Genomic DNA, 18,947 nt, shown 5'->3' with positions numbered 1-18,947 from the left:
AGTCGAGAGTTGTAAGTTGTTGTACCCCGTAACAAACAATCATTCAAATACATATTAACTAATAGAATATCTAGTTAATGGAGGTTTGAATGAGCAAATCACAACGACTCACTACCACTTTCCTCAACAACCTTAAACCCAACCCTAGAACTGCAAAATCCGCTGATTACGAAGTTAATTTATCCGCTATGAAAGACTCTGGTTTACCTACTGGCGTACGTTGCTTAGTGGGTAAATCTGGCGGGAAACGCTTCTTGCTTAGGTATATTAGCCCTCAGGTTCCGGGTAAAAAATCTGCGATTGGTCTTGGCCGTCACCCTGAGACAGATCTTGTAACCTTGAGAAAGATCGCTAAGGAATACCGCCAGAAGATCCTTGAAGGCATTGATCCCAAGCTTGAACGTGACAATCAGACTACCGAGAAGACGATGACTCTTGAACGGTTCTTTGATGAAGTCTATTTGCCTCTCGCTAAACAGAAACGCAGTTGGAAGGATGATGTTGCACGATTTCGTTTGGCAAAGTCGATACATCACATATCAATTCATGACCTAACCGCCGCCGATATCATCAAAGTCCAAATGGAGATGCAGAATGCCGTTACGATTAAAGGCAAGCCTTATGCTCCTGCTTCGATAAACCGTGTTCTAGCCCTGCTCAAAACGATCAATCGTCAAGCATACAAGTTGATGGACGCTCCACTCATTGCTGACAAGGTGAGCTTGTTGAAAGAGGATAACGTGCGCACTGGTTACTTGTCTGAATCACAGCTAAAGGAGTTCATAGGTCACGCTCTGAACCATGAAGACAAAAGTATTGGCGCGTACCTAGCTTTGCTGTTTTTGACTGGCGCGAGGGATAAGGAACTGCGTTTACGCTTGAAATCCGATGTGAATTGGGAGGAAAAAACACTCATTATTCCTCATACGAAAAACGGTAGTAGTCACGTTATTTATCTAAGTGATTACATGCTTGATATTTTGAGGTCAGTGCCTCATGTGGCGAATAATCCGTATCTCTTTCCTGGACGCAAAAAGGGTAAACCAGTAGGGCAACCTAGGCATGCTTTCAAGGCTATCAAAGCCAAGATGGGACTGCCCGACATACCCGGAGATAAAGCGAATCTAACCCTACACAGTGCTCGTCATACGGTTGGGAGTTTATTAGCTAGCCAAGGAGTCTCGTTACACGACATAGCCAAGCAGTTGAATCACGCTGACCTTTCATCAACAAGGCGCTACTCAAAATTGACTGTAGGGCGTCGGCGGGAGATTGGCTCTCGTTTGTCGGATATGGTGACTGCGAAGCCAGAGATACGTTGGGAATGAAGAAGTTAGGTTTAACCAGTTAATTTAGAAATGACATTAGAAAAGCCCCTGTTTAGCGACGAGCTAAACAGGGGCTTTTTTCATTATTAAACGGAGATTAGAAATGAAAACAGTAAACAAGTTTGAAGACATTCAATCACTGCCAATGCCTGATGGTGTGAAAGCAAAACTGCTAGAGCACCTGATAGAACCATTCGGTGATGAAGAAAGCACTAAAGCGTTTTGGGATGAGGTCGGTACGACCTTGTACTTGATTGAGGAGTCCGATACCGACGAAACCTTGAGTGAAGAATCTGAGGAAGACCAACACTTCCTTCGCTTTGTTACTAACTACCCTGAATGGGTTCTGTTGTTAAACGACGATGATTGTCCTTGGTTATTAGCGGTCGCCATAGTGACCATGGAAGGCGCTGGTGTGTACTGCTGTGCTCCTATGAACAGTCCCACGTTCCCTGTCGCCAAGTTAGCTGATCAAGCTGAATCTTAAAACCACATTAAACCTGAACAATTCCATCTCAAAGGAGGTGCCCTATGGCACGTAAATCAAACCAACAACAAGAAACGGTTCAACCTGAAATCGTAGAAGGCAATGAACAAGTCACGGTCACTGACGATCAACCAGTAGACCATTTCACTCATATCGTGCGCGAGGGTAAAGCGAAGAAGTTAAGTCCGAAAACGGAGAACCATGTGTTCTATGAAATCGCCATTCATGATGAAGAAAACGAGCTCTATATTCGTATGTCTGGAAATCAGGGTGGTGGTCTGCACAGCAAGGAATGGATACCACTTAAAGACATCACCGCTGTACTAGATGTGCAGGGTGATAAGCCGTTTAAGAGTTCTGTGATGAAGTGCGTGTTTTCTGGACAGTCAGCGAACAACGCTGGTTTTATGGCTGCTTGCTGCAGGGGGCTTGGTCTTATCATCCAGTCGGAGAAATCGGTGTTTCTTCACGTTCTATCACCAGACTACGAGCAACGTCGTGATGAGTTGCTGTCTCTCGTGGACGCTGAAACCAAAGCGAAATAACCCCAAAACCACATTACCCGTTACCCACTAAGCCAACTCTGGCTTTCATACTGAGCACTTAGCAAGAGTGCTTCCCTAACAAACTAAAAGAGATTTTATTATGAACTTAACTTTTGACGTTGAGCGATTACTGCTGCCTGTCAGTGTCGATCTTCAAGATGCTTTAAACCGAGTGATCAGCGAATCAGGCAAATGGACACCCATGATCCAATCGGTGGTGATCAACTTCCGAGATTCTTCCTACAGTTCGGAAAATGGCGGTTGGCACCCTGTTGAAATCAGGCTTGTCCGCCTCTACGACCAGTGGATCTTTGATTACATCACTGACTTTGCGTATTGCGGTGGTCCTTATCCCGAACTGGTTAAGGAGGTGGATTTTAACTTCTCATCTGGAACAGCGAGTTTTTCCTATGTTCCGGAACTGCCGATAACAAGTAGTGAGGTAATGGAGTTCTACTCGATGTGGGAATCCAACTTTCTTAGCTACGTCGAAATGGGCGTGTTCGATGAGATAAAAGTCACTGTGGATTAGCCCATCGGTAACAAACCAAGTAGAAAGCACCATGTATGTACCATAAAATAGTCGACTCACTTCCTAGTGAAACTAAGGCTTCCCATTGCTTCATGTTAATCATGGCGTGATGGGAAGCCTTTTTCATTGGGGCAAGTTTTAGCAACGTTTACCCAATCCGTTGCCTTCGGGATTCAGAGGGGATGAAGTTGCTGAATTGCAATGAAGGGTAGAAACACCAAGGAAGGGAGTCTTAATTTTAACGAGTTTGGTTGGTTTACACTGGTGTTTTGTTATTAAAAGCTCCCATTGCTATGTCGAAGCAATGGGAGCAGTAAGGGGAGGGAAGCCTATAGAAAATACCGAGAGAATGATTTGTCTGATGCTATCTCTGCAACTAGGGGATGAAGGCTAGCCTATTATGCGACGAGAGGCGCCCCTTAATCTTATGTTCGTAGTTTGGCTCGAAAACTTGATCATTTTCAACGTTGCCATACGAAATGACAACTTATCCAATTTACCCCCAGTACAAACAGAATTAGATATAACTTACTGGCTTAGTTCGTCCAGTAGAGACAACCCTAGCTGATACTTGTCATCTAGTGCAGATGGGTGAACATGTCTCTTTATATTTGGTAGAGAGTTCAGGTAGCTGAAGAATCCGGAAGTGGTCATAGGATATCCAGGCTCAAAATATTCTTCCTCATCATCCCCAAATGAAAACCAATGACAAAGCATGACGAGGTCTTCTTTCTCGTAAACAACCGCAGATGTGCGTGACTTTTCATGGTCGCTGTAAGCTAGAAATTCAATGAAGATAACTTCTTGGCTTTCTGGGTTTTCCAAATGCTCTTCTGCCATCTGAATCGAGTAGTGGTCCGACTCTGCGAAAAACATTTGAGTTCCCATCGTTGCTTCATGTCCCCAAGCTGCTGCCGCACACTTGGCAATTTTCTCACTTTGACAGTCGTTAAGTAGATGCTCTGTTTTATTGAATGAAATAGACATGTTTTTGTACCTGTTTTGTTTTAGTTTCGATACGCGGATTAAACATGCTTAACTTATAAAACACTAGTCTAACTGATAGATTTATAACGATATTCGTGAATGGATTGACACAAATGAACTTTTACTCAAATTTTTCGCCTATTTTCAGAAGCTAGTTAAAACAGGCTAGGTGTAACAAAAGGAACTTGTCACCGGAATCTATAGTGACAAGTTCAATTCATGGCTCTGTTTATCTAGTCATCATACCCAGTAGATAGCCAACGGCGGTGAAGCTTAACAAGTTGGCGATATCAACTAGGTAAAAATACGGACTGGACTGAGTGATTTGGAGCAGAGTTCGTGCATCAGACATCATGGTTATACCCCTATTAAAATTTTACCTTCTTCGAAGTTATTTTAGTGTTTGCTAATTAACGACCAAAAACGGCATCATTTTGAGTTTTCCCTTGCACAGTATCGGTTTGAGGTTTCGCTAAATCACCCCTTTCCCTTATCCAACATAGGTAAACGCAAAATCGGTACATAGTGACAAGTTCATGGGTAGGACTGTCTGTAGCAGCGTAGTGAAACGACATTATGTCGGGGTTCTTTGTTGACTTGGAGCTGTGCTTTTAGAGAGAACGCTAGGGCGTTATTTATTAACGTGACAAAGTCATTACACGACACTTACGTACGGCAAATAAAGCATTTGGATCATCATGATCTAATTGCTCAGTAAGCTGATCGGTTTCGGTAGTCTGAAACGTGTCGACTACTTGTAACGATCCAATGTGGCGTGGAGGTCGCGTATAAGTTCAAGCTTAAGGCTGACAGGGGAAAGCACCTCGACTTGAGGTATCCAAGACTTCAACAAAGGCAAGATATCGCTCAATCTTGATACTCGACTGCTAACCAACAAACTACCGTCACTCAGTTCTTTCAATAGCTGCTGGTGAGGGAGAATCGTTCCTTCAAGAAAGCGTGGAGCTACTTCCCTATCAACTTGTACAAGCACCTCAGCATCATCCGGAGTTAGCCACTCCATCCCTTGTTTATGTATCTCCTCGTGGACCTTTTGATTCGGTTTGTATTTATCTTCCCGGCGGTGAATCCGTGAAATATTTGGTAGTCGGTACGAATGTAACTGGTCACAGTAGGTTGCAGCGAGGAACCAGATACCACGGTCATTTACCAAACGATATGGATGGACAGATTCAAACGTTTTTCCATTGTACACAAGGTCAATCACAGAGTGAGTGGTGATCACTTCGGTCAGTTGTCTAAACAGCGCATCGAACTTCCCGATGGGTTCGGAGCGTGGGTTCTTAAACAGAACGGTAGCTTGACCGTTGAACTTGTAGTGGTTAGGCAGTAGCGCAGACAAACCCGTATCGTGCAGTACCTTGTTGGTATTCGCATTACCATTATTTCGAGTTACCGGATCTAACCGATAACCCTCATTGGTGCGGATAATTGGAGCGTTGACTAGCCTTTCATTGAAATCGCGTCTCAGGGTTTTCTCGCTTACCTGATAGTCCGCTACCAATTGCTCAGGGGAGAGCACTTCTCCCATAAACAATCTCGTCAATATGTCACCTAGCCTTAAAGCTAGCTTTTCACTCTTATCGCTCATGCTACTAGCGTACGGTTTCCCTTGGACAGGTTGAGGGCAAAACATTTTTAAATGTTTCAAACCGTCGCGCACTGAGGTTTGGCATAGCTTTCATCGGATAAGGCAGGGCAATGACGATGACTATTTTCACACTCACTCTGCGGTCTTGGACATATCCTGTCCGGTCGCAGTGGGATACTACACAACGTAGATTTACTACAACGTCAATTAAAGGAAACAAGTAATGCAAGTGACATTCATTAAGCCACTTATGGCATCAGGTTATTCATGCCGTTCTTTAGGTTGTCCCGGTTGGGTCACCAAGGGTGGGTCATGTGATACATGTGGCGCAATGGATTACAGCTAAGAAGGAGTATTCGTTATGGGCAACTGGACAGAAGACCAAGGTGACTATGATGATGGCACAGAAGATTCTGGCTTCAGTCAGGACTTCGACATGGAACCGGGCGACGATGGTTGGCTTGGCGGCGACTTCATGGCTGATGATGACGATGATTAAGTCCCATCACTAAATTAGGCTTATCAACAAGGGCGATATCGAAAGGTATCGCCCTTTTCTGTATCTATAGAAAAGGAAAAACATTATGGCAAAAACACATTTTCATTCTAACCCTCAACAGCGCTGGTTTAAGCCGAGTCTATCGACGGGGATTCGAGGTGCTCAGTATGGCAGCGTTCTAGGGCGGCGCATCGCCGGGGCTAGAGGGATGGTCGCATTTGGTGCGGTTGGATTTTTGGCAGGAGCAGTGATTGGTGGGGTCATGGAGGAAAAAGACGTTATCTAGCAAGGGAAGAAGTAGGGGGGACTCTGCTTCTTTTTTTATTGGTAGTTTCGTACCGACATTATGCCGTTTCAAGAATGGAAAGCCGAAGGTCGAAAGGTGCTTGCTAACGTCCGTCAACAAACACCTTTCAGATAGGGTATGGAAATTCTTGCATGAAATAATCGCTAAGGTCTGGGCAATTTATTTGATAAAAACGTACTATTAAAAAACTATTAAGCAGTGAGAGTAACGTGTAACACGTTAGTGACCAGTGACTTCGCTAATCACCTGCTTCAAGCGCTTCGCTGTCTCCTTGTAACCGAAAGAATCGCGTTTAGTGTCATAGTCGTGCACCAGCGCGGTTTCAAGCTCATCAAGGATTTGATCCCAGTGTTGGATCTTGCCACCTTTCGACTCGATATTCTGACCAACTTTACGAACCTCACGAAGGCGAGTTCGACGGTTCTGGTTAGTGCGATTTGCTTCAGCGGTGAAAGCATTAACGATTAAATCATAGATAGACATGTTCATAATTTATATTCCAATAGTTAAGTAAAAGATGCAGTTAAACTGCGCTTTGATGGAAGTCCCAGTTAGGTTTGTAACGACGGGACGGTGATGAGGCTGCTGTAGCCTTCTGAATTTCCTGTTTGATCATTAACTGTGTATCTAGATCATCACAGGGAATAAATGAAAGAATCCGGTTACCTTGAGTTCTCAGGATAAGTCCTTGATATTTTTCACTAAGGTGACATTCATATCCTAGAATGGCGTTTTTCCGCACCCAACTACCTGTTGGGAGGGTTATCCAGTAATTCGCGTCTCGGATACAAAGCTTCTCAAGGTCAGCAAATAGCGTATCGAGATTTTGCTCACTTTCTTCATCTTTAAGAGTCAAATGAGCTAGCTGTTTACCGCTCGCTGCTCTGACACTGATATTGCCATCAGTGATATTGATTGATGCCAAGATACTCGTTGACACCTGTAACTTGACACTGAATAAATTCACCGTGTTCTTTTTTACTTCGGTTGCCATGGGTGTTCCTTAATAGTCGATAGCAAAACCGAAACGTCATAATGTCGTTTCGGTAACAAGTTACGCAGCTTCAAGAGTGGGTTGACCTTCTAACTGTTGACGTAGGTTGGCATTTTCCTGCTCTAGCTCTTTGAGGCGAGCTTCCAGTTCCGATACCTTGTCAACTAAGTCATCATTCACAACGGGGGTGGTCTGTTTCTTCTCTGTTTTTAATTGAGTTGCAAAATCGTTGAACATTTCATTGATAGTGTCGGATTCAACATCCGGGTGTTGTTCTAGGTATTGTTTAATTTGCTCACGCAAAGGGGCATAGTGTTTACTCGATAACTTGTAAACTTTGGTAAATCCTACTTTACGACATTCATCTAGCGTTCCGAATTCACATAAGTTAGTCCAACGTGTAAGCGTGCGCTTATCTACCGTACGTTTACCGTTGCCGATAATATTTTCATCACGCCATTTACCGAACTTATTCTTGTTCCCTTGAAAGAGCTGCTTAGCTTCGCGCATTGCAGCACCAATATCGTACTGGGCTTGCTCACACTGTTCCTTATCAACAACACGACCAGCGCCCGCATTTCCTAATACTTCAACAATATTCTCGGCAAGCAGCTGTAGTCGTTCTTCGGTTGCTTTTAATAAATCAATTGGTTCACTCATGGGTATCATCCTTATTTTTAATTGATACCCCCGAATTTAGAACCAAAACCCAACATAATCAAAAGGTTAAAAATTAGACAGGCAAAATCCAGTAAGAATCGCGTCATGCTCACTACAAGCAGTCCAGCACGCGTTTAAATGGGGGATTCCGAGGGTATAGCCCCCGGCAGTACAAAGTGAAAGCCATTTCGAATACTTACCTGAAAACCCGAACGGCCACTCAGGAGGGAGGTTGAATAAAAATTTTGATAATAAACTAAAGTGTGACACTCATCACAACTGATTCATTTTCAAGCGCAGGGCGAAGGTCTTGTATAGAAAAGGTCGACTACTGACAACAGAGGAAATAAACACGTTAATTGGCGAAAAATCACGGTCTCATCGCTAGGGTTTAATCGAGAAACTGATTATCTATCAGAAACTTAGCGCTAAAAATGGATATTGAATCTTGATAGTGTAATTAGGTCACGCAATTCCCCTCTGATTACGCCAGTAATCCCATCACGAAATCGTTAACCTAATCCCCTATCAAGATGTAACATCCATTTATGTCGATATAATTTTATTAAATCAATTAGTTATATGTTTGCGTGTAAGTGATTCCCTTCACGTTTTCCGCTATCGTTACCTACTATAACGAGTCCTTCAGCATCATTTTTACTTCATCCAGTTCGTCTTTATGGAAAAAGTGTTCTATCTCCATGTCAGGGAACGTTGCAATTAACCAACGTAATAGTGGGATTAGTCTTGGGGTGGCAGCGAGTACGTTAGGACGGAAAGCAGTGTCTCGTGAATTACTAATGGCATTATCTGCAATCCTAAATCCTGCATTGTTAAACAGTTCAGTAAGTTGTTTGAGAGTAAGTTTCTTACCATTAATGGTTTTGGTCAGTCCGTAGCTCTCTTTAGATAGGGCACGTAACGCGAGTTTTAGTAGGGCACCCTGTGAACCGCCTTCTTCATACTTGATGTATGACCCCTTCAGTAGTGGTTTGGTTTTGCTGTAGTCGATCCAGTTCTCCCAATCTTCCATTGTTTTAAGACAGTTATCGCGTCGCCATCCATCAAACAATGCGCGAGTCTGTTGCCCCTCTTGCTCGTTCTTCCAAGGTACGGTATCGAAGTAGATATGCTCGACGATGTGACCTTTAGGGTGGCGGATTTTAGTCATGCGAGGACTAACGGGTTTACGCTTAAAGTCGAACTCTAAGTTGAGAGTCTTTTCTCGTTGGATTTCTATCAAGTCCATGTCTTTGAGGTACATGTCACGGGGTGAAATCAATGAGTTGTTTGGGATCTTTTGTCCGGGATAGCGGTCTAAGAACAGTTCGACCATATAAGCATTTTCATCCTTTGCCGATGATAAGGCTGATTCCGGTGGCTTAACGCCTGCTTTTGCTATGACAGGTTCGGTATCGCCATATTCACCAGTGATTTGTCCACGGGTTTTCATTGCGATGATTTGTTTAGCATGGTGCTTATGCTTAATCATCTTACCGTCACCCGTTTGCTCACATATCTTACTGAACCGTTGGCTAATGGTTCCTGAAACGTGGAGTTGTTCTTCAGTACAGTCTACGAGATAGCCATCTGTTGTGGCACTTACAACGGTAACTCCGTCGCCATGGTGTTTATGAATCCCTGCTAATTGTTCTGAAAGAACGGCTCTGACAAAGCCAGTGGCACTGGCAGCAAAATATGGATTAGTAACAGGAGAGTGTGGGATATTTTTGCTTAACCCATCTAATGAGTTGAAACCTCGTTTTCCTTTGAGTCCTTGCCCTAATTTACCATACAATGTGTTGCCTATCTCTTTCCATAGCTTCTCTCTGAATTTATCGCCTTCATCCGTGTATTTTTGTCTTTGCTCTCTGATGAGTTCCGTAAAGCCTTTGAAAAGTGGCTCTTGATCTTCAATCCATGGAACGATAACTCCGAACTGAATTTCAATATCACATCCCATGTTATGTGCGACTTCTATTTCAGGTGCCGTGCAGTAAGAGTAACCTTCTAGTGGGTAGTACAGACCGTATAAGTCCGTTCTGACTGGAAGAGATGGAAACTTAGTATGCTCTGGGAATTTAAACTTAACGTAAGCAAACCCCATTTTATGACCGAGATAGTCATTGATATTGGTTGAAGTGAAGCTTTTCTCGAAGTCTACGGGTTTAATGTCCATTAAGGCATTGACGTACGCCGTAGCAAGATCGAAATCGTTGTAATCGCCTAAGTTTGCACCACCAAACACGTAACACTCGTTTCTACCTCCATGGAAGCAGTCTATTGCCAATTGTTCGAAGATACGACGACCAGCTGTGATGACAGTTTCTTTCTTCTGTATGACACGACCTTTTGTTTGATTCCAGTATTGAATCGTTTTGGTCTCCATGCCGAGTGCTTGGTTTAATGCATCTTTATCACCCGTGAGTGCTTTGAAGAGTGATACTGAGAAGTTACCCAGTGTTGATGGTAGATGTTCAAATTGAAGTTTGTCTAACCGTTCTTCTGGAACTTTATCTTTGAGTGATTTTTTAATGTCTTCGAGGGCGAATTGTTGCATATCGAATCCATACCTCACTGTTATTTCGGCATCTCGTAGGGCATAGCGAAGGAAGAGTGGCTCGTCTGCGACCAAAAGCTCATCCATACGGCTTTTACTATATGGCTCTGGTATCACTTCTTTAGGAATTTTGATGAGTTCACCGACGTTATCAAGTCCGCTTTGTCCTGGACTGAGTAGTAAAGTATCTACAAAGCGGACACGACTCTCACGTTTCTTTCCATTCTTGTCTGTAAAGTGGACGGGTTCTGAAGCTTGCTTGGTTCTACCCACTGCGTCGAGGTCGATGCCGTATGCGCCACGCGTGGAGGTTAATGTGCTTCTGACGACTTCCAGTTTCGCTTTCTGACTGGTATCCCAGAACGCTTCGAATGACACCATGTCAGCTCTGAGGTAGTGCGCATAGATGTAGATTTTCTTTGGCCATCCTGTGATAAATCCGCGCCCCATTGCAGTTTGGAGAACTTCCACCAAGAACTCTTCAAATTTCTTACGTGGTTTCTTGATTCGATTAATCGCCTTGAGTTCATCTTCACGGCTTTTGTTTGCGGCTCTGGACTTCTTTATAACATCAGCAACGGGGGTAAGTACCACATCACTCATGTGGTGTTCACCTGCGATTAGATAATACTGATAGGACAGAATGTCGTTTCGGTTTTCCTCGGCGTTGTAGACGTACTCACTGTCTATACCAATGTGAACCGCTTCATCATCACCTTTGAGTGCTTGCCATGGTGACTGCTGTTCATTCTCGAAGTATATATCGAGCTCATCATCGACAGCTTTACTTGAGTATTCATCGGTTTGCTCTTGCGCTAGAAAAGCGTCGAGTTCAATGCTGCTTGATTCTATGGTTTGGTCGGTGGTTTCTGCTTGGAAGTATTCGTCGAGTTCTTTATCTATGGCTTCAACATGGTTAGGTTTGTTTTCATTGTTCATCGTTGTTCTCTTATAACCAAGTGCATTGTTGGTGGGTGACGCGCCCCTCTTTATACCACAGAGCTCATCTGCTGATGAGTGTGGCTTCGTCTTGGTTTGGTGTGTGAGTTAAAAGGTTGTGTAGAAAGTGGGAGGGGCAGAACGATGATTTTTGAGACTTTGATGTGTGGTATGGAGAGTGGGGCAATTGATGAAAGTAGAAGCCCATACCGGGTATGGGAACTCTCAAAACGGTGCTGTTTTTCATCGAGTGTAACTAAACATATAAATAACTCCGCTAGGAGGTCCGATTTAATATGGTATTACCCTGATAGTGAGTTGTGAACGATTTGGTCTGACTGTATGTGCGGTATAGAGAGCCTGATCCTGTAGTGGGATCAGGCTCTTTGCTACTAGGATGGTATTAGACTTCGCTCTGTTGACTTACTCTTGTTGTGGTGACATGTGATTTATGGGGTGACTTATTTTAATGGTGTTGACAAAATTGGTTAAAAGCATATTATTGTACGTGATTTCACCGCTACATATATTTATTAGGAACCTTAAATATGCAAGACCCTTGGGATATTGTTCCAGAGTTGACGCCTGAACGTATTAAACAAGTCGCTTCTCTAATTCGTTCTGTCCGTGATGACGTTATTGATTTACATAATGAAGAGCTTGGGGACACTGCCCGATCTACGGGATTGAGAGCTTATGAATGTTGTCGTCAGCAGATCATTTGGGCTACGTTAGATACTGAAAATTGGTCGTGGCTTGGTATGTTAAAAGATGATGGTCGCTTCACTTTTTCTATCGGAGGCGTTCCTGTTCGTATGTATAGAGGTTCCCCAAGAGCTCCTGGGAAACGGCGTCAAATTGCATGTGCGGAAGCACATCGACAAATGACATTTTTGTTTGAAGATATCGGTGAATCATCATATATTCGCTGGCTTTTTGCGGTTGAAGTTGATTCTGATCGATATGTTGAGCGTATCACCTTTACGGGATATCTCAATGAAGAGCAAGTGTCTGCATATGAAGTGCCGCTAGAACAACCTGTTCCTGTCTTAAGTAAGGTCACTGAAGCATTGCCAGAACCAGCTAAGCTTAACAAAGCTAAGGTATCAGTTAAGAAAAAGCCAAACGAAGACAGCGATGTACAAAATGGTAATCGTTAATGTGTGAATTTTTTGTTGGTGAGAGATTACGTCTCGCACGAACGCTAAAAGGGTATACTTTACAAGATGTAGGAGATGCCGTATCTGTTAGTCGCCAGAGTATTCATCAATATGAAGGAGAGGCAAGAACTCCTCCTGATGATGTTGTTGGTGCTTTAGCTGAATTTCTTGGTGTCTCTGTAGATTTCTTTTATATGCCCTTGTCAGGGGACGTAAAAGCAGAGCAATGTCACTTTAGAAAGCGAAAGACGACTCCAGCAGTAGTTGCTAATAGAGTTCTTTCGTACAGCACTGTTTTAGAACAGCTAGTCGGTATACTTCACCAAAATTTAGATTTGCCTGAGAATCGCTTCAACTTGATTGATGCAGATAAAATTCCAGAACTATCAGCTCCGATTGTTGAAAAAATTGCTGAAGGTGCTCGCAAGTTTTGGGGGCTTCCTCTTGATGCACCTATAGACGACATGATTGATGTGGCTGAGAATGCTGGGGCGATAGTTACTTGCTTTGATGGTGTATCAGAAAAAGTGGATGCACTTTCGGTCAATCGCAAATACCCTATTATTATTCGCAACAATGCAAAAGGCAGTGTATGTCGTTTACGTTTTGATATCGCTCATGAGTGTGGTCATTTGATTATGCATAATGGTATTGAAACTGGTTGTAAACAAACAGAGAAGGAAGCTGATATGTTCGCAAGTGCTTTTCTCTTTCCTAGAGAAGCATTTGCGGTTGAGTTTCCAAGTTGTTTGACTCAACGAGGGATTAGTTGGAATCGCTTGTATGATTTGAAGCAGCGTTGGAAAATGAGTGCTAGGGCGATTATTTATAGAGCGCATTTTCTAGGTTTTATTACAGCTCAACAATATCGTTCTGCGAATGTTTGGTTTAGTAAGACTGGTCAAACAAAGGGTGAGCGTCGAGATGAGTTAATCCCAATTGAATCTCCTCATGTTATGAATCAGGCTATAGAAGTACTAGAGTCTGACTTAGGGATAACATTTGATATGTTGGCTCGAAAGTTAGGGGTTACAATTGAAACGCTATCTGAAATCACAGGTATAGAATACTCGCCGCAGGTAGTATCTCCATTTGATGATGTGGTGGTACCGTTTAATTTCTGATTTTATAAGGGTAAGTACTTCATAGTGCTTGCCCTTAATTATTCATCATTGTCGTTCTGTTTCTGAAATGTAGTAACCCGCCACGCATATCGTAACTCTTTTGGGAAGTGAACCACAGATATTCAACCTGTTTTCTATTTATCATGAAGTCTCTTTATTATTAATTAGGTGACTTAAAATGGCAGTTTACTGCGTTAGTTATGATTTGAATTCTCCGGGACAGAAATACGAAAAAGTACATGAAGTTTTAAAGGGCTTTTCTAAGTGGTATCACATCATGGATTCTACATGGCTCATTTCTACACATTATAATGCAACACAGATTCGTGACATGATCTCGCCCTATCTAGATGCAAGTGACAAAATGTTTGTTTCACGTGTTGATGAGTACTCAGGTTGGTTGACTGAGGATGAATGGACATGGCTATCCCAAAACGTTTAGCCTCAACACCATCTAGACTTGAACCTTCCCCATTAAGCAACGGTATTTTGAATCTGAAAGTGACCGAGAAGATTTATGGTCTCTTATAGTTGATTTAGAAGTGAAACGGCGGACTGGGTTGTGATGAGATCTCCTTTGTCACACTTTGTGGCGAAATTATCAGCAAACGATAGTTATTTAAGGTTTTCTACTTGCGTTATCTAACAGTGCATTTCATGCCGATAAGTTACCATGGATTCTGGTGTGAAAATGACTTTAAATGATTGTTTATACACGGATCAGCCTTGCTGATTTTGTATTCAAAATCCGTTGCCTTCGGGCGTGGCGGTTCAAGTCCGCCCACCGGTACCATATTTTAAGACAGAGCCTCGACGAAAGTCGGGGCTTTGTTGTTTCTGGAGTTTGTGAATTCAAATCCAGCGTGGCGGCTTGGATGCAAGCCCAGTCAAGTCACCCACTGGTACCATACATAGAAAGGTCGCTTTTATAGCTGCCTTTCGTCGTTTTGGGTGTTTGAAAATTGAAACTGACGTTCAAGTGTTGCCTCCGCGGTGGCGGCAGGAATACCTGCTCAATCAGTCCTCCCACCGGTACCATATTCTAATACAGAGCCTCGACGTAATTCGGGGCTTTATTGTTTCTGGAGTTTGTGAGTCTAAGGCTTGCCCGGTTTTATCTATAAACTTTTTTCTCACTTTGCTGATGAACCATGATTTGGTTCATCGGTTGCCATTTCAGTGTACTCGTTTGGATTGGAGGTAAGTTCGCGATATTTTTCCGGAGCAGGAGGCTTTTAGTTTGGTTTGACGAAGGTAGAGAGTAGTGATCCGAGAGAAAGTCGTATTCACTAGTATGGTCTGGAAGTTTGCAAACTTTGCACTAGTGACTTTCACTACTTTGGTGCAATGCTGAGCTCTCTATGTTTAATGATGAAATATCAAACCGTATTGGTATGGTTGTCTTTTTTGATAATGAGATATGTGAAAAGATGCTCGTCTTAACTATCTACCTTTTGGCGTCATAAACTTTGTTACGAAAAGGCAAAGTTTGGTGGAGTGCCAACATCACTATTAAAAGAAAAGGACCATCTAAATGATAGGGAGATTAACCCAACTGTTCCCCGTTTGGGCAGTTATATTCGCCTTAACCGCTTACTTTTCACCAAGTCTCTTCGTCGATTTAAAATCTCAAATCGTCCCTTTACTTACGATTATCATGCTTGCTATGGGAATCAGTTTATCTCCTAGTGATTTCCTCAATGTTCTCAAGCATAAAAAAGCGGTGGGCATCGGTGTATTTCTTCAGTTTTTAATTATGCCTCTTGCCGCTTTGCTCATCAGCTTCTTATTAGGTTTTAGTACGGAGCTTACTGTCGGCATGGTACTGGTTGGTAGCGTTGCTGGTGGCACATCCTCTAACGTGATGGTATTTCTGGCCAAAGGTGATGTTGCGCTTTCCATTTCAATGACGGCTATATCTACATTATTAGGCGTGATATTAACGCCATTACTTGTAGAAGGGTTGATTGGTCAAAGTGTTGATGTGCCTGTTTCTGGGATGTTGATGAGCTTAGTTAAGATCGTACTCCTTCCTGTCTCAATAGGCGTCATTATTAACACATTTATTCCTAAAGCCGTTGCTAAGGTCAATGCAATATTACCGTTGATATCGATGCTCGCTATCGTCGTTATTATTGCCATCGTTGTGGCTTTAAACGCTGAAAACCTAAATACCATTGGGCCATTGGTAGCTTTGGCCGTCATTTTACACAATGGCCTAGGTTTGACGGCGGGTTACTATTGTTGTCGTCTACTTGGCTTTAATGAATCAACTTGTCGGACAATTGCATTTGAAGTGGGATTACAGAACTCAGGTTTGGCTACGGCGCTCGCAATGAAGTTCTTCTCGCCAGCATCGGCAATTGCCGGAACAATATTCTCAGTTTGGCACAACATTTCAGGTTCTCTATTAGCTGGATACTGGGCAAGCAAAAAGGCTCGTAAAGCTAAGGCTGTAACTAATAGCCTATAGTTCAACTGATTAACAAGTGTCAAGTTAAGTTATCGGCTGAGGTATTTATCTTGTTAGGTATTTACTGAGGCTTCAAACGCCTGTTATCCCCCGAATACTAAATCTTACTCAGGGGGTAATAGGTGCTTTCGGTCGAGCTATTCAAGTTCAACAAGCGGTCTAAAGACCATTTCATGTACCACCACATCTTCCGGAAGCTTTAATAACCCTAAAATAGTACGAGCCACGCTTTCGGGTTGCATGTACTCAGGTCGGCTGGCTGCCCTAAAGTTGGTATCAGTGCCGCCCGGGAATAAGTTGGTCACTTTAATACCATGAGGTTGAGCTTCTTTCATTAGCACGCCGGTAAAACCTGCTAACCCTTGTTTCATGGTTGTGTAAACTGCCATCGTTTCGCTCGCCCGTTTGGCAACGGTACTGGTGACGTTAATGATGTAGCCCGACTTCTGCTCTTTCATTAACGATAGCGCTTCTCTACATAGAATTGCAGGCGCTCTTAAGTTGATCGCGTACTGCTGTTCAAACTCTTCTAGCGAAAACTCATCAATCGCACATTTACGAGTATTCATGCCTGCGTTGTTAATGAGGACATCCAGCCCACCTAGTTCTTCAGTCGCTTGCTTGAACATATCCATCACTTGCTGAGACTCAGTGAGATCATAGGAGGCAAACTTACAACCAGTCAGTTGATGTAGCTCTGTTAACTTATTCTTATTTCTGCCTGTAGCAAAAACTTCGTGATGTTCCGCGCAGAGCTGTTTTACTAGCTCAAATCCTATACCGCTGCTGGCACCTGTAACGAGAATTTTCATTTACTGACTCCGGGTTTTTAAAGAATGTTCAAATTTATTATGCCTTGCTTAAATAGAACGATAAATGGAAGTAAGCCTTTTCAACTGAGATAGCGATTGATTTGTGACTGAACACCGACCAAAGTTTCTGCTTTGAAGCATCATCTTTTAATATAGAAAAAGCGTTATTTCACTTGGTAGAAGTAGTGGCAATTAGGTGATGAATGCTATTGATCTCATTGATAATCATTACTGATGAATTTTATTATAAATTCCCTTAAAATTGAGGGCTTATATTGAAACCCCAGTCAGTAGTGAATAGTGGCAGCAATTAAACTTACCGTAGATCGCATTCAGCCAGGGTTACATATCCGTCTACCGTTGAAATGGAACGATCACCCATTCTTACTTAATAGCTTTAAAATTAAAGATCAGGGACAAGTTGAGATGATTCGTCACCTTGGCGTTAAGTTCGTGTACTTTAATCCTGAGCAAAGCGATTCATTGCCCTTACCTGTCAACCAAGATAGGGAAGATAAAGTAAAGAGCGATGATTCGTTAGATCTAGAAACGAAAGCATTATGGCAAGAGAAGCAGAAACGAATAGAAAAGCTGAGTGCTTATCGACGCAGAGTGATTCAATGTGAAAAAGAGTTTGAGCGTTCTCTCGCTCGTATGCGCTCAGTAATGATGAAAATTCGTAATCGTCCGGTCGCTGCGGTTAACGAAGCAAAGCAGCTAACCGAAGATATCGTAGATAAGTTAATGTGTGACGATAATGTCACGCTGCATCTCATGAATGGCAAAAACGAATATGAAGATATCTATTTTCACTCGCTGAATGTTGCGGTTATCGCGATGATGATTGGACGAGCAAAAGGTTACTCTGCTAATCAATTGAAAGAGCTGTCCTTTGCCGCATTGTTTCACGATATGGGTAAAGTCAAAATTCCAACAGCTATATTAAGAAAGCAAGAACCACTGACGGTTCCCGAAGAGAACTATTTAAAGCTGCATACTAAGTATGGTTTGGATCTGGCTAACCAAATAGAGGACTTTCCTGAAACGGCAAAGACAGTTATTGAGCAGCATCATGAGTTAAGAGACGGTTCTGGCTATCCTAAGGGGTTGCAAGGGGATGAGATAAACGAGTTTGCACAAATCATTATTGTCGCCAATGCATTTGATAACTTGTGTCATACGAGAATTACTTCAGAACAAAAGATCCCGTATACCGCACTTTCCCATCTATATAAGAATTGCAAACATCTATATAAAGAGGAAAACCTCAAACTCCTGATTAAGTTTATGGGCGTCTTCCCTCCGGGAACAGTTGTACAGCTGACCAATAACATGATTGGGTTAGTTATCTCAGTGAATGCTTCGAATCTATTATTCCCTAATGTTTTGGTTTATGACCCCTCAGTACCGAGAACCCAAGCCCCAATACTTGATTTAGCGTCGAAGGATTTAAGGATAGTAAACGCAATACATCCTTCTAAACTGCCAGAGAATATAAAAGAGTATCTTAATCCGCGTTCTCGAATTTCATACTTCTTCGATACTGATGCTTAGTTATCCACAGGGTTTTGTGGGTAATATGTAGAAATGCTGAGTGTTATTTTGGGGTAATTTTAAGGTTGGATGGAAAATGTCCACTTGGCATGTTTTTTTGAAATAATTGCATTTTTAGTATTGCCAAAGAAATTCTTCTCCCTATAATGCGCATCCACCGACACGGCAGACGCGATAAGGCTTCAGCAGGGTCGGAGAGGTAAAAGCTTCTACGAAAAATTAGTTGAAAAAAGTGTTTGACACTAACAACCAAATCGCTAGAATGCACCTCCGCTTTGAGAGAAAAACTTCTCGCAAAGCAAGCTCTTTAACAATATAGACCTATCAATCTGTGTGGGCACTCGTTGATGATAATCCAATTAGAAACTTCGGTT

20 protein-coding genes are annotated in these 18,947 nt (G+C 42.6%); 12 read left to right on the top strand and 8 right to left on the bottom strand.

From position 1 onward, the window contains the following. Window positions 1-89 precede the first annotated feature (89 nt). The 4 genes from DBX26_RS13080 to DBX26_RS13065 all read left to right on the top strand — a co-directional run bounded on the left by DBX26_RS13080 (window position 90) and on the right by DBX26_RS13065 (window position 2,892). Complete coding sequence (locus DBX26_RS13080; protein WP_118119430.1) at window positions 90-1,328, top strand: integrase family protein; 1,239 nt, start codon at window positions 90-92, stop codon at window positions 1,326-1,328. A 103-nt stretch (window positions 1,329-1,431) separates the two neighbouring features. Beyond that, window positions 1,432-1,815 carry a hypothetical protein gene (locus tag DBX26_RS13075; RefSeq protein ID WP_053805198.1) on the top strand — a complete coding sequence of 128 codons (384 nt, stop codon included), beginning with the start codon at window positions 1,432-1,434 and terminating at the stop codon, window positions 1,813-1,815. Window positions 1,816-1,859: 44 nt separating this feature from the next. Then, the gene (locus tag DBX26_RS13070; protein WP_118119429.1) at window positions 1,860-2,360 is read left to right on the top strand and encodes a hypothetical protein; all 501 of its coding nucleotides are present in this window, start codon (window positions 1,860-1,862) and stop codon (window positions 2,358-2,360) included. A gap of 100 nt (window positions 2,361-2,460) precedes the next feature. Then, complete coding sequence (locus DBX26_RS13065) at window positions 2,461-2,892, top strand: DUF2787 domain-containing protein (protein WP_025629828.1); 432 nt, start codon at window positions 2,461-2,463, stop codon at window positions 2,890-2,892. A gap of 528 nt (window positions 2,893-3,420) precedes the next feature. On the opposite strand, the gene DBX26_RS13060 is transcribed toward DBX26_RS13065, so the two are convergent. The 3 genes from DBX26_RS13060 to DBX26_RS13055 all read right to left on the bottom strand — a co-directional run bounded on the left by DBX26_RS13060 (window position 3,421) and on the right by DBX26_RS13055 (window position 5,491). Beyond that, window positions 3,421-3,879 carry a hypothetical protein gene (locus DBX26_RS13060; protein WP_061894856.1) on the bottom strand — a complete coding sequence of 153 codons (459 nt, stop codon included), beginning with the start codon at window positions 3,877-3,879 and terminating at the stop codon, window positions 3,421-3,423. A gap of 229 nt (window positions 3,880-4,108) precedes the next feature. Beyond that, the gene (locus tag DBX26_RS25745) at window positions 4,109-4,234 is read right to left on the bottom strand and encodes a hypothetical protein (protein WP_273982550.1); all 126 of its coding nucleotides are present in this window, start codon (window positions 4,232-4,234) and stop codon (window positions 4,109-4,111) included. A gap of 396 nt (window positions 4,235-4,630) precedes the next feature. Continuing rightward, the gene (locus tag DBX26_RS13055; RefSeq protein ID WP_301951771.1) at window positions 4,631-5,491 is read right to left on the bottom strand and encodes a YafY family protein; all 861 of its coding nucleotides are present in this window, start codon (window positions 5,489-5,491) and stop codon (window positions 4,631-4,633) included. Window positions 5,492-5,714: 223 nt separating this feature from the next. Here DBX26_RS13055 and DBX26_RS25740 point away from each other — a divergent pair, with 223 nt between their 5' ends. The 3 genes from DBX26_RS25740 to DBX26_RS13050 all read left to right on the top strand — a co-directional run bounded on the left by DBX26_RS25740 (window position 5,715) and on the right by DBX26_RS13050 (window position 6,276). Then, complete coding sequence (locus DBX26_RS25740; protein WP_254901957.1) at window positions 5,715-5,837, top strand: hypothetical protein; 123 nt, start codon at window positions 5,715-5,717, stop codon at window positions 5,835-5,837. A 15-nt stretch (window positions 5,838-5,852) separates the two neighbouring features. Next, window positions 5,853-5,990 (top strand): hypothetical protein, encoded by a 138-nt coding sequence (locus tag DBX26_RS25490; protein ID WP_005484894.1) that lies wholly within the window; start codon window positions 5,853-5,855, stop codon window positions 5,988-5,990. A gap of 85 nt (window positions 5,991-6,075) precedes the next feature. Further along, a complete protein-coding gene (locus DBX26_RS13050) occupies window positions 6,076-6,276 on the top strand; it encodes a hypothetical protein (RefSeq protein ID WP_118119425.1) in 201 nt (66 codons plus the stop codon). A gap of 240 nt (window positions 6,277-6,516) precedes the next feature. Here DBX26_RS13050 and DBX26_RS13045 read toward each other — a convergent pair whose 3' ends face one another. The 4 genes from DBX26_RS13045 to DBX26_RS13030 form a co-directional block, all read right to left on the bottom strand. After that, entirely contained in the window at window positions 6,517-6,786 is a 270-nt protein-coding gene (locus DBX26_RS13045; RefSeq protein WP_025534411.1) for a hypothetical protein, read from the bottom strand. 34 nt (window positions 6,787-6,820) lie between these two features. Beyond that, window positions 6,821-7,291, bottom strand: coding sequence for a hypothetical protein (locus DBX26_RS13040; protein WP_061871896.1), 471 nt, complete (start codon window positions 7,289-7,291; stop codon window positions 6,821-6,823). A 60-nt stretch (window positions 7,292-7,351) separates the two neighbouring features. Beyond that, window positions 7,352-7,951, bottom strand: coding sequence for a hypothetical protein (locus DBX26_RS13035; RefSeq protein WP_118119423.1), 600 nt, complete (start codon window positions 7,949-7,951; stop codon window positions 7,352-7,354). 631 nt (window positions 7,952-8,582) lie between these two features. Next, on the bottom strand, window positions 8,583-11,450 hold the full coding sequence (locus tag DBX26_RS13030; protein WP_118119421.1) for a DNA polymerase: 2,868 nt from the start codon (window positions 11,448-11,450) through the stop codon (window positions 8,583-8,585). Window positions 11,451-11,998: 548 nt separating this feature from the next. Here DBX26_RS13030 and DBX26_RS13025 point away from each other — a divergent pair. The 4 genes from DBX26_RS13025 (at window position 11,999) to DBX26_RS13010 (ending at window position 16,207) form a co-directional block, all read left to right on the top strand. Next, window positions 11,999-12,610 carry a peroxidase gene (locus tag DBX26_RS13025; protein WP_118119419.1) on the top strand — a complete coding sequence of 204 codons (612 nt, stop codon included), beginning with the start codon at window positions 11,999-12,001 and terminating at the stop codon, window positions 12,608-12,610. Then, window positions 12,610-13,734 carry an ImmA/IrrE family metallo-endopeptidase gene (locus DBX26_RS13020; RefSeq protein WP_118119417.1) on the top strand — a complete coding sequence of 375 codons (1,125 nt, stop codon included), beginning with the start codon at window positions 12,610-12,612 and terminating at the stop codon, window positions 13,732-13,734. The genes DBX26_RS13025 and DBX26_RS13020 overlap by 1 nt, the downstream gene beginning before the upstream one ends. Window positions 13,735-14,011: 277 nt before the next feature. Beyond that, entirely contained in the window at window positions 14,012-14,176 is a 165-nt protein-coding gene (locus tag DBX26_RS25665) for a hypothetical protein (protein WP_254063484.1), read from the top strand. Window positions 14,177-15,268: 1,092 nt separating this feature from the next. Further along, a complete protein-coding gene (locus tag DBX26_RS13010; protein ID WP_118119413.1) occupies window positions 15,269-16,207 on the top strand; it encodes a bile acid:sodium symporter family protein in 939 nt (312 codons plus the stop codon). A gap of 137 nt (window positions 16,208-16,344) precedes the next feature. Here the strand turns inward: DBX26_RS13010 and DBX26_RS13005 are convergent, their stop codons facing one another. After that, on the bottom strand, window positions 16,345-17,019 hold the full coding sequence (locus DBX26_RS13005; RefSeq protein WP_118119410.1) for an SDR family oxidoreductase: 675 nt from the start codon (window positions 17,017-17,019) through the stop codon (window positions 16,345-16,347). Between the two features lie 300 nt (window positions 17,020-17,319). Between DBX26_RS13005 and DBX26_RS13000 the strand changes: the two genes are divergently transcribed. Then, the gene (locus DBX26_RS13000; protein ID WP_118119408.1) at window positions 17,320-18,573 is read left to right on the top strand and encodes an HD-GYP domain-containing protein; all 1,254 of its coding nucleotides are present in this window, start codon (window positions 17,320-17,322) and stop codon (window positions 18,571-18,573) included. Window positions 18,574-18,947: the final 374 nt, after the last annotated feature.

Origin of the sequence: Vibrio sp. dhg (assembly GCF_003443775.1) — a bacterium.
Taxonomy (GTDB): Bacteria; Pseudomonadota; Gammaproteobacteria; order Enterobacterales; family Vibrionaceae; genus Vibrio; species Vibrio natriegens.
This window is presented reverse-complemented; position numbering and strand designations above follow the sequence as displayed.

Coding starts and splice junctions, on each gene's coding strand:
- DBX26_RS13080 (WP_118119430.1), top strand. CDS start 90: ATGAGCAAATCACAACGACTCACTACCACTTTCCTCAACAACCTTAAA.
- DBX26_RS13075 (WP_053805198.1), top strand. CDS start 1,432: ATGAAAACAGTAAACAAGTTTGAAGACATTCAATCACTGCCAATGCCT.
- DBX26_RS13070 (WP_118119429.1), top strand. CDS start 1,860: ATGGCACGTAAATCAAACCAACAACAAGAAACGGTTCAACCTGAAATC.
- DBX26_RS13065 (WP_025629828.1), top strand. CDS start 2,461: ATGAACTTAACTTTTGACGTTGAGCGATTACTGCTGCCTGTCAGTGTC.
- DBX26_RS13060 (WP_061894856.1), bottom strand. CDS start 3,879: ATGTCTATTTCATTCAATAAAACAGAGCATCTACTTAACGACTGTCAA.
- DBX26_RS25745 (WP_273982550.1), bottom strand. CDS start 4,234: ATGATGTCTGATGCACGAACTCTGCTCCAAATCACTCAGTCCAGTCCG.
- DBX26_RS13055 (WP_301951771.1), bottom strand. CDS start 5,491: ATGAGCGATAAGAGTGAAAAGCTAGCTTTAAGGCTAGGTGACATATTG.
- DBX26_RS25740 (WP_254901957.1), top strand. CDS start 5,715: ATGCAAGTGACATTCATTAAGCCACTTATGGCATCAGGTTATTCATGC.
- DBX26_RS25490 (WP_005484894.1), top strand. CDS start 5,853: ATGGGCAACTGGACAGAAGACCAAGGTGACTATGATGATGGCACAGAA.
- DBX26_RS13050 (WP_118119425.1), top strand. CDS start 6,076: ATGGCAAAAACACATTTTCATTCTAACCCTCAACAGCGCTGGTTTAAG.
- DBX26_RS13045 (WP_025534411.1), bottom strand. CDS start 6,786: ATGAACATGTCTATCTATGATTTAATCGTTAATGCTTTCACCGCTGAA.
- DBX26_RS13040 (WP_061871896.1), bottom strand. CDS start 7,291: ATGGCAACCGAAGTAAAAAAGAACACGGTGAATTTATTCAGTGTCAAG.
- DBX26_RS13035 (WP_118119423.1), bottom strand. CDS start 7,951: ATGAGTGAACCAATTGATTTATTAAAAGCAACCGAAGAACGACTACAG.
- DBX26_RS13030 (WP_118119421.1), bottom strand. CDS start 11,450: ATGAACAATGAAAACAAACCTAACCATGTTGAAGCCATAGATAAAGAA.
- DBX26_RS13025 (WP_118119419.1), top strand. CDS start 11,999: ATGCAAGACCCTTGGGATATTGTTCCAGAGTTGACGCCTGAACGTATT.
- DBX26_RS13020 (WP_118119417.1), top strand. CDS start 12,610: ATGTGTGAATTTTTTGTTGGTGAGAGATTACGTCTCGCACGAACGCTA.
- DBX26_RS25665 (WP_254063484.1), top strand. CDS start 14,012: ATGGATTCTACATGGCTCATTTCTACACATTATAATGCAACACAGATT.
- DBX26_RS13010 (WP_118119413.1), top strand. CDS start 15,269: ATGATAGGGAGATTAACCCAACTGTTCCCCGTTTGGGCAGTTATATTC.
- DBX26_RS13005 (WP_118119410.1), bottom strand. CDS start 17,019: ATGAAAATTCTCGTTACAGGTGCCAGCAGCGGTATAGGATTTGAGCTA.